Genomic DNA, 11,828 nt, shown 5'->3' with positions numbered 1-11,828 from the left:
ACAATGCAAGACCTGACCCCGCGGATTAGTTCCAAGACCTGACCCCATGGTTCTGCAATGCAAGACCTGACCCCGTGGTTGTTATTTTCTATTCCACTTGTCTTTGTCAATTGATTTATCCCAGTCTTTTGGTAGCTCTTTTATAAAATAAATCAAATAAGTCTTTATCAAGGCAAGAATTATAAGAATTATGAAAATTAAACTTACTCCATTTACTAAACCTATCAAACCTGCAATAAGGTATGAAATGAACAAAAAGGACAATTCAAATTTACTTTTACATAAAAAAAACACCATCAGGCCAATAAAAATAATTGCAATGCACAAGTTTTGAATCAACTCATCGTTAGCGAGCTTTGCATCAACGATGTCATTAAACTTTTCATATTTTTGCTTTTCTTTAGCATCATAATATCTTCTAGCTTCTTCAATATTTTTGAACAGCGGTTCAATAGTATGTTCAGGACTAGAATCTTCTGTACTATAATGATCAGGTAATCTTTCCAAATTATTAAAAATACATGTTACTACTATTAAAAATATTAAAGAAAGCCAATATATTAAGTTTTTCTTAACAGACAAAACAATATTTGTTCTTATGGTTTGCATATGAATACTCCACTGTATAATCATACTTCTGTAATGGTACTGCATTTTGCCAAAATAACGTTATTTCATGGTCATAAACACTTTCAGTTGAAATATCAATTGAATATGGAACTTCAAAATACTCCCACTCGTAAACAGTTTCAAATCTGACAAACTCATCAAATTTTTGTGGCGTTGGTAATTTATCAAAAACATCTCTTGCAAATCCTTCTTTTGCCAGTAAATCCCTTATAGCCCCTTTTCCAGCTTCAGCTAATAATTCGAAAAGTTTATCTTCTGTTTTAGTACCTGCACTTTTTCTAGTCCAACTTCTACCTGTTTTAATACGCTTAATTGTTTTGCCAAAATCTTTTTCTCTAAGCCTATTTTTTAAGCCAGCAGGACCCTCAGCATTCAACAAATGCATCATAGCCGCAGTCTTCGCACCATTTGCAAACTTTCCACCAGATAACGCACTGGCAGTACCACCAATCACCGCAGCAACAGCCGTTCTGCCTGCAATCGCTGACCAATCACGGTTGCTCATATTAAACCCAGCGTTACCCATTGCCATCTTGGTAAAGCCAGCCGAAATGAACCCGTGACCAAACTTACCACCAGATGCAACTGAAGATATGCCGCCAACTACCGCATGCGTACCGGCCCACTGAAGCTGCTGACCTAGCTTCAAGTCTGCAAAGCCAAAATCTTTTGTAATTTTAAATTCGGCTTTAAAGTGCTGGCCGACCTCGTAGAATGCCTGTGCGGTTAGGCCTGCTATTGCACCGGCTTTGAATGCCTGTGAAGAAGAACCGCCCATTGCACGAGTGAACTCGTAATTCCAATATGCTGCACAGGCTCCGACCGCTGGACCACACGCTGCTGATGCAAGGTTACCAGCCATACTCACAAGCTCTGCACCAAAAACTTTAACGGCTGCACGTATTACATTTCTTTGTACTTTTTTTATTAGCTTACTAAAGAAATACCCGCTCGGATCCGTATAACTCAACGGATTATTCAGCACATAACTGTACGCATTATAATTTTGCAAATTGGTCGGTGCTTGCACCACAGGATCAGCCTGCATAAAGCTGCCCGTGCTCGAGTCATAAATGCGACCATTCATGTGAATAACACGCTTATCACTGCCCAGTTTGACTGGCTCATGACCTGTATAGGTTCTGAAGTTATCAGACACACGGTCAAAAATGGTCAAATTAGGTGCAAAGTTAATTGCATCTACATTATTTAATAATGTATGAGATTTTTGCGTTCCAAACACCCCATACGAATAACGACCCAACAACTTGTAATTTCTATTTGTAATTGCAATCACAGAGCCTTGGTGGTCGGTAAACATCCACTGTAGCGACGCATTACCGTCCATAAAATACTTCTGTTGTGCATCATTACCAATGTAACGCTTTACAAATGGTGTTGTATCGTTCGGGTTCTCAGACGTTTCAACGGTCAGCTCTAAAGCACCTACATAGTAGACGGTTTGCTTTTCATCTTTACGCTTGTAACGGCGATTATTCACATCATACGCAAAGGTAACCTCTTCATTATTGGCATCAATGAAATAGGCTTTATTACGTGCCGTGTACTTTACCGTACGGTAGCTGCTGTTATTCACATACAACTTGGTTTGATTACCGTTTGCATCGTATTCAAAGCGTTCTGTTACCTTAGTATTGGCTGCACTGCCCAAGGCCATTGTATTTATTTGTGCACTTTGAGGCTGCGAACCAAGTAACGGACTATCATTCCCCCATGTACCATCAACTGGAGGTCTAATATCGATTGGTGGTGGCAAAATGACAATGGGCCCACCGGTACCGCCACCGCCATTATCAGAGTCACTACAGCTGTCTTCGTTATCAGCACTGTCGTAATCTCGGCTTGTAATGGCATGTCTTGGCGCACCATTTTCACCAAATCTTTGCGACCACTTTTTCTGTACTTTACGACACTGCGTTTGGCTGCTGTTGGTATATGTAAAAGTCTCAGCTTTGCTCTCTAAATTGCCGCTATCACTGTAGCTGAACAAGTTCAGGTCTTGCACATGGGTTACTCGGTTAAGTAAATCATACTCATAAGTTTCTTCAGGTAATGCAATTTGTGCTCGACGAGTTAAATTACCTAATCCATCAAAGCGATAACTGTCGGCCTGAATGTAGTCGTAATTGGTCGACGCTATTTCAGACAATAAACCTCGGCTGTCATATGTGACCTCCATTAACGCACGACCTTTCTTGTAGTGCGTCACTTGGCCGCGTTCATTCAATGTCTGAAGTTCGTAATATGTTTGACCAGAACGCCCTTCTCGTGCTTCATGTTTCGCCACAACTTGACCATTTTGGTAGGTATTTTTGACACCTCGCGCTTCAATATACTCACCACTTTCAAGTCGACGGTAGTCGTCAAATTGTAAGCTTACACGACCAAATTCGTCATAGGCTGTCTGCTGAATCACACATCTAGACGCCAAAGGATTTGTGACTGTTTGTAGGTCTGTGATGTTTCTTGCATTACCTGAGGCATCTTTATCATGATGGCTAGGCTTTATACGCAAGTCGTTCAAACGAGTATTAAAAGTAACCCCTTCTATACATTGATTGTTTTCAATGGCGGTTAGCGTTGCAGCAGAACGACCGAATGTGTCATAGAAGTAGTATTGTTCCCAGTCATTGCCTTGAGAAGCTGATATTAACTGATGAACATTGCTGAGCTCTTCACCGTACACCCAGTTGCTTTCACCCTCATTTTCTATTTCATTACTAGGCACGGTATGCCACTGCCTTATTTTTCGACCAAATGAGTCATAACGAATATGTGTTTCTACACCACGGGCATCTGTTTGCTGAGTTAACTCACCAAATGCGTTATGTATATAAGACCAATTACCTCTGTCTACATCAGCAGAAGTCTCTTTTCGACCCAACAAATCAAACGTATTGGTAATTAATACATCTCCATCGTCGGCAGATGAACTCACCGTCAACTGATTACCGCGACTGTCGTAGGTGTATGTCAACACGTTACCCAGTGCATCGGTTGCTGAAATGAGCTGGCCTAAGGCATTTTTAGTAGATGACGTTTCTTGTGCTCCGGTTGACACCCCTGTACCGCTTACTTCTACTGTGTTTGTGCGCCCTGACTGCGAATAAGTGGTTGTTACATTGGTATCGTTATCTGTGCTGCTAATCACACGATCAAATACGTCATACACAGTTGTAACTCCTGCGCTACCTGGTGCTATTTGTTCAAGTGCTCGACCATGTTTGTCATAGCTGACTGTGTTATGTAACCAAGTCCCTTTTGCCGTTAGACTTGACGACTTGTAAACGCGCCCCATTCTATCTAGGTATTGCTTTTCAACTAGCTCACCATTAACAAGTTTATTAGATTGCGCCACACAAGCATCGCTGTCGTTACAAGCTGTTAAATAGGTATAGCTTTGTGTACCCGAGGTCGCATAAGTACCAATTTTTGAGCCAAACACGTCGTAAATTGATAAGGCACGAGTGCCATTAACAGTTTGCGCTTCTGTCACTTGGCCAAATACATTGCGGCTGATGACCTCTGCACCCTTTACGAATAACCCTTGTTGCTCTGCATCACCTATTTGCTTGGTATAAAGTGGGTAACGTCCCTCGTCATCAAACACCGTTTCTTTAATACGCGTTTGCTGTTTGTCGGTATCACAACCACTATTGGTGGTACTCACTGATGTTGTATTACCCAAAGCGTCATAAACATGTTCTGTGGTTAACTCATAATCACACCCTTGATCTTCAGCAATGACTTCGCTTTCTAACATGTAAGCATGTTCGTGCTGAGGGCCATAATAGGTAAACTTAGAAGTCAGTGAATGATCAACTTTACCTTTGGCACTGTGCGTCACTGTTGATTCAGTTAAGCGTCCTAACACTTTGTAGGTGTCGTCATAACCAGTACTCGGGCCATACGTATTCTCGGTTGTTACACTCGATAAAACCTTATCAGCTGAAGTATCTAACGAGTCTATTAAAGTCCATTCAGGATTTGGCATATTTGGTGGTATATAAATACGCGTAAATTTAGATTCGACTCGCTTAGAAATAGTTTGGATAACATTACCGTATTCATCTTGGTCGGTTTCATTAATAGAGCAGTCCCTGCCATTCCTTTGAATAACACCGGTATCGACTAAGTCAATTAATGATGAACACTCTTTCGTGATCTCATTAAATACTCTGTAAATGTTTTTCGGTCTATTCAATACAGTTAATACTTTGTATTCATTGAGGCTACTGCTAATAACCTCATCATTTACTGTTTTAATAGTTCTTGCCGGCATACCCGTTTTAGGAAAGGCTTGATGGTAACGAGTAGTAGTAGAGAACGTATGCCCATCTTTTACGTTTGTTGTTGTTAACGATTTAAAGCCCAGCATACCACGGCCACCAAACTGGACTTGCGCGCCTTCGTAGCTATAGCTCACAGACGTTTTAAGCGTATCATTGATACTGCTTGGGCTATCAGTCGAGACCTCTTTAACTAAAGGTGATGGACCGATAATTGGCGTGACTTTTAAACCTTGAGCTTTAAATGCATCTTCATCATCTTTATCTTCTGCAAAACCAGTCATAGGGTTATATGGCGAAGCGGCTGAATACACAGACGGATCTGTCATTAGACCATAATCAATATGGGTTTTATTTTCATAACCTTGTGTAATATCTGATAAATATCCCTCATATGGTGATTGTTCCAGATTGTATTTTACAACAACTGAATCGCCTGTTTTGAACAGTAAGTCTTGTACACCGTCATTATTGTAATCTGCTGTAAATGCATAATCACCCTTGTTTAAGTTCAAATTTGGCGTCATAAACGGCGTATAACTTTCAGTTTTTAGGAACAATTCATCATCAACCTGCCAAACGTATTGTAACCAACCTGCAGAATTTGGGTTTGTATCGCTGTTAACTGGGAAGTAAAGTTCAATCGCACCATCTTTGTTTATATCAGAAACCAAAGGTGCAACAAGGTCACTCGGTAAATCATCCCTTTGAGGATCCGTTTTCGACCAAGAAATACGTTTATTTTCATATAAATGACGCTGACTCGATTTATTCAATGCCAAACGCCATTCTTTTACCTTGTCATTGTGCTCACTTGTTTTTAAGTAAATAAAGTCAACTAAGCCATCACTATTAACATCTGTCGGGGTCAAATGCTCGATGTTTTTTGCCGATGTGCTTGTTACTGCGCTCGAAGTAAATTGAAGAAAGCCGCCATGCGGATAGATGCCATTATTCGTGCTTACATAAACTGTTTTGGCTTTGCCTTCACCACAGTCGTTACTTGGACAACGCAATGACACTATGTCTGCCAAGCCATCAAAGTTAACATCCATTGCATACCAAGGGGTATTTTTTTCAATGAAACTAGAGTAATCACCTGGATCGCTTGACCTTAACTGTTTTGGTTCAGCGTATTGTTCAATTTCAGGATCATACATGGCAACAAATAGTTCATTTTTATTATCGAACAATGAGTGCCACTCATTTTCTCTTGGTAAGCTTACTTCTTTTTGTAAAAAGACTAAGTCACTATAACCATCACCATTAAAGTCAGCAGTTTTAAAGTTTTTAATGAAGGGAGCATAGCTTCCTACAGGAATACCTTGTGTTTTAATTCGACCTGATCCTACAATCTTTTCAAAAGATGCTTTTTCCCAATAATATTGATTAGCATTTTGACCACTGTTGTACTCTTTTTGAAGACTTATCCACAACGACTGCTTACCATCACCGTTTTCGTCTACTACAGTCATTGCAACTGACTCGTCGTTGTCGTAACGATCAATGGTCGTACATGCAAGCTCTGTTGGGTTTTCAAAAGTGTTGCCTTCAAAAAGGCATAGCTCGTATTCTTTATGACCTACTCTTTCCAGTGTTGCAACTTCAGGCGTGCCATCACCTAGGGTATCTAGCAGGGTTATAGCAGCAAGCTTGTTATCACCCGAAGCAGAAAATATGGTACTCGAAGAGCCAAAATTAATGTTGGCTGTGTAACTTTCGTAGTCAAATGTTATGGGGCGTTTGCATACAGTATTACGACATTGCGCAATGCTCTTTAATAAACGTATACCGTTCGTTGCAGAAATATAGTGAGGCTCGTAACGACTTAACTCGAAACCATTATGATTTCTAACAACAATACCTGTTAGCTGCGAAGTTTGCTCCATCTTATCGCCGTCAATATAACTTGAGCGATAAACAGGCAATGTCTCGTATTCAAACGCAACTGTATTACCACTATATTGTATTTGGCTAATGACTCTTTCATTTGCGCCTAACTTATCTGAGTTTGTTGCCTCTGTGGTATAGCTATATGAAATCGTTGTCTCATCGTTTTGTAGGTTGTCTTGTACAGTATGAAGTAACCAGGTTAAAACTTGTGTTTCATCATTACTGTCGGTGATGGTAACTTCACTGTTTTCAGTACCACCATAGTATTTATAACTGCCATCTTTGTCACGAATAACAAACATATCTCTGCCTGTTTCATCGTGACTTACTTTAATAATTGTTTGATGGCTTTGTATTTCTGTTTCATATGCCGCAATCGTTTCAAAACCAGGAACAAACGCACCATCAATTTGCATTAAGCGCTGACCATCAAGACAATATTTGTCGTCGTCACTGAATGTAATGCCTTTAAATTGGCCGTCTTGTGCTTTGGTTTGTCGACAGCGACTAATGCTAGAAGCCGCACTTAAGTTCCAGCCTAATGCCACATTCGTGCGCGGTGTTTGCGAGTTGTAACCTAAACTCACAGAAGGTTTAACGCCTGTGATACCTGCAGGAAGCTCAATCGGAATATTATACGTAGCGGAGCCTGATTCACTGACTCTAAATGACCCTAACGTTGGGGCAAACCCAGCATGCTCTAATAACACATCATTACTCGGTGCATCCATTGGTGCTTGCGTATAGGGTAACGAGATGCTAATTGGTGAGGTTTTAATACTGTCGTTGATTAGTATTGTTTGTTCGTTAGAGTAGTTGTTACTACAGTGTAATACTCTAGGGTTATTTGCTAATGCCACACGAACGCATGCCTTTACCTTAAAGCGGTACTCACCACTATCGAATTTTTTAAGCCAATTGGTTGTGTCGCCATTTGCAGGCTCAGTTGACGCACTTTGCGCTGCAATAACCTCTGCACGATAGTAGCCAGTTCCTTCAGAAATATAAAGCTCATATTCATGAATAAGACCAGTGGTGCCCATTTCTAACTCAATGGTGCCAAGGCCATTATCAGTCGCGGTTAAACTTGGCGTTGCTAACCCATCACTTGCATCAATCGGATTGGTACCTAAGTAGGCTTCAACTAAGTTACTTAAACCATCGCCATCTGAGTCATAGTCATAACTACAATCCCTCGAGGGCATACAGTAGTCATAAAAATCATACAGTAAACTGTAAACGACTGAGTTATATTGCTGTTTTTCAGCACCTGCACTTAACATCGCAATAAAGACTTCCGCGCGTGTTTGACCTGCTTGTAATTGACCAACCCAATAAGCTTGGTTACCAGCGCCAATTATGCTGCTGGTATTGGCGTCACCAAGGAAATATTCAAACAAGGTACGAATAAAAGTAGCATCGTCAGCATTGGCTAAGTCAGGGTTGGCATTAATAAGCGCACTGATAAGCTCGTTAAATGGGTAGCCAATATCATATAAATAAGTCAGTAAACTCAGTTGATCTCGACTTGGTGCGCGTTGTAGTAATATTACAGCGGCTTTGGTTAACCTAGTTAGTTCTGGATGCTCTTGATTTGGCGTCCAACGGGTGCTTTTCCATTCTTCTATTTGCTCTCTGAATGCATCATACAGCACACCAAAGTCGCGCCATTTAATGGCATTGGCTGAGATCAGCTCTCGATCTATTACGTGTAATTCACCATCTGACGTTTTTACATAAATTTGCCCTGCTGACGAAACATCAACTTGATGATTAATGCCGGCTGGGAAATGATACTGCCACTGTACATGACCTGTGTCTTTATCTAATGAATACAAGCTTGCATCCATTGAACCAACATATAAATTACTGTTTTCATCTAATTGTGCAGGTGCAACAATCGGACCTTTAGACGTAAACAACCAGTCTTGAACTGTTCTTGCTGACTCGCTTGCTTGTGCTGGTCTATGACGTAGCTTGTAAAATTGATGATTCACAGAACCAAAATAAATATGGTCATCAATGTCAATACTCTCAACCAATGGGCGCGCAACCACTTTGGCTGCGACATCATCGCGTCCACTGTTATTAGTTTTAGGTTGATATAACCAAAGTTCATCTAGTCCATTGTTATCATTGAATTTGTATCCTGCCAGCCCTGTGTCTCGGCCGGCATATAAATAGCCGTTATCACTCACTGCGATTGGACTATCTAATAAATCTGGCTGTCCATCACTGCCTGTAGAATCGACCACAAGTGAACTGGTTGCTTTGTCGTGACCTTGATAAACGCCGTTTGAAGCGGTAATTTCTAACCCGCCCTGCATATAACCTTGATACACTTTTTTATTAAATTGTACAGAAAGGTCATTGCCAGAGAGTGTTTTATTTACTCCCGAGAATATCTCACCCGTTGCACGTACTCTTGCTGTTATCACCCCTTGTGAGGCATTTAAAAATAATCCTCTTAAGTTAAAGATAACTGGGTCATTACAACTTTGGTCTTGTTCGCAGCTATAATTCGCGTCACACGCCGATAACGATTCACAGCTTGGACCAACGAAAGATTGTAAAATTGGCGCCATATGATCTATGGTGATTTGCTGGCCCGCAGTACACTCATCTTTTGCATTACATGCTATTAACTCAAAAGTGTATTGACCCTGCTGAACCACAACTTGCTCACTCATATAGCGAGGCACATAAAATCTATTTGTGTTTATTGCGCCAGACATATGCTGAGTAGACGTTGATTTTTGACTCGGCAGCCCTTTCCAGTAATTCACTTTATAATATGAAGTTGAATCATCAGGACTTGGCCAAGTTAATGTGTAAGAGCCTGACTCTTGTCGCTGCTGTTCATTAAAATAGGGAGAGAGTGGTTTGAGCACTTCATGATTAATAATGATACTTCTACTGTGCTGCTCATCACCCTCTACATAATTGCTAGAGTCTTGACCTAAATAATTACGACCTTTTACTGTAAAGTACAATTCTTTACGGTGCATTTGCGCCCTAGATTCAAATGTAAAATCAACTGATATCTTATCTGCAACTGAAATACGTTGCTGTGCTTCTAATTTACCTGCTACGTAAGCTTTTACATAAAACTCTTTGGTATCATCAAACTCGGTAATCGACAATTTGTATCGATTGCCAGTTTCAACATAACTAAGCGTTGGAGGAGACGGTTTTGCTGGTGTAGGGTCGTTGACAGTGATATCACCGATATGTCTATTATTAATCGTGATATTACTTAGGTCTTTATTATCTGCATCTTTTTTTCCCGCGGTTGCTGTCACGGAAATCTGTTGATTTAACTCAGCAGACTTTGCTTCCCAGCTAATGGTAATCGTTTTTGCCTTTTCAGGATCACCTGTATCTACAACAGGCAGAGCCGTAGGAATTAAGGGGTTAAAGGTAAGGTCTTTTGTATCAACACCACTGATACTCACAGCATTTAACCAGTTGGCATCACTTGAAAACTGGCCAACCTTAATCACAGCAGTAACGGTATCACCCACATTATATATATGATCATTGCCGTTATTTTCTATAGTGCCTGATAGATTAAATCGATCTTTAAACGTGACCTTATGCTCAATAGCTTCTTGTAATGGTTTACCTTTTTCATCTTTTACAACAATGTAAAAGTCGAGCTGATTAGTTTGATATCTATGTTCACTAAATATAAAGTTTGCTGAGCATAACCATGGCCATGACTTTGTGTTGTCATATTCACAAGTTGCCTCCAATTGTGTTCTACAATCTGTTGTGCTCGCGTCTTCATTTGTGCTTGGCATGACACAAATTTGTGTACTTTCTAAACCGCTGTTGTCTCTTGCATTGACTTTGATTGACAAGGTTTCGTCTTTAAAGACAGACTCACGCATGTCGACAAAACGAGCTTCTGGCGCATAATTAAATTTTACTTTGACATAATTTACTGCACTCGCATTCGCGTTATCACTTATGCTTACGGTTATTTTGAATGTCTCCTCGCCATCATCTGGTGTTGCGTAGACGGCGAGGTCTTCACATATTATCTCGGTTGTTGTACTTGTTGAGCAATTACGTAAAAAATCATCACTGCCGTTAAGCCTGAAGGTATTTAAATTTAACTGATTGCCTGATTGCGTACTTGGGTCTCTGATTGTAAACGAAACCAGTGCGTCTTCTCCTGGTGATAAAGCACCATCGTTAGACACTTTGATATCGCTTATTTGCGGCCCGCTGTTTTCCTCAATAATTGTAACTTTTGCCGTGTTGCTACTTTGATTACCAAATCTATCAGTTGCAGTGGCTGTCCAAGTATGTTCGCCATAATTAAGAGAATTTTTACTATATTGTTTGCTACATGTTAGTGATTCAGTGCCTGAATTGTTACAGGTACGTACAGGTCTACCGTCTTTTTCAATGACCACTTTTTTGAGATCACTTCCAGCATCTCTTGCGGTGAATGAAACCCGGAAAGATGAATCTCTTTTTACTTCCCTAGAGCTAACATCATCGATTGATGGCGTTGTTCTTCGTTTATATTCAACAGTAAGAGTGCAATAATCACCACCTTCATTTATTGAACAGCCATTGTCATCAACATCAGGTCCACTATCATTACATGTCTCGGACTCAGTTAAAGTTTCAACACTTATGCTGTGACTGCCAAAACTGGGCAAACGTAGCAAATTGAGTACCGGAATTATTTCATCCGGATCATTTGGGTTACTTTTAATGTCATCTGTCCAGTTTGCCTTTGAATATTTAACACGGCCAACCTTAACTTCTGTAATTCCCATATAAGTAATAGTATGACCGGGATGATAACTGCCTTCATAGGTTTTTATATTTTCCAATTCAAGCCTAAGGTTTTGACCTTCTTGAAAAGAAAATCCTGATTCATTCGTACAAGCACCTGCAATAGCCGTAGAAGAAAAACCGCCAAGTAACGCAAGTGCTAATAAGCTTTTGCTTTTATTTATTATTTTATTCAGCATC

Annotated in this window: 2 protein-coding genes; both read right to left on the bottom strand. The window is 40.3% G+C overall.

The features are described 5' to 3' along the window. Positions 1-81: 81 nt before the first annotated feature. Positions 82-609, bottom strand: a complete 528-nt coding sequence (locus CWB72_RS03955; RefSeq protein WP_138629417.1) for a hypothetical protein — start codon at positions 607-609, stop codon at positions 82-84. Next, positions 572-11,827 carry a SpvB/TcaC N-terminal domain-containing protein gene (locus tag CWB72_RS03950; protein ID WP_138629415.1) on the bottom strand — a complete coding sequence of 3,752 codons (11,256 nt, stop codon included), beginning with the start codon at positions 11,825-11,827 and terminating at the stop codon, positions 572-574. The genes CWB72_RS03955 and CWB72_RS03950 overlap by 38 nt, the downstream gene beginning before the upstream one ends. Position 11,828: the final 1 nt, after the last annotated feature.

It is taken from the genome of Pseudoalteromonas phenolica (assembly GCF_005886345.1).
GTDB lineage: Bacteria > Pseudomonadota > Gammaproteobacteria > Enterobacterales > Alteromonadaceae > Pseudoalteromonas > Pseudoalteromonas phenolica_A.
Note: the sequence above shows the minus strand (reverse complement) of the source record. Positions and strands in the feature narration are given on the sequence as shown.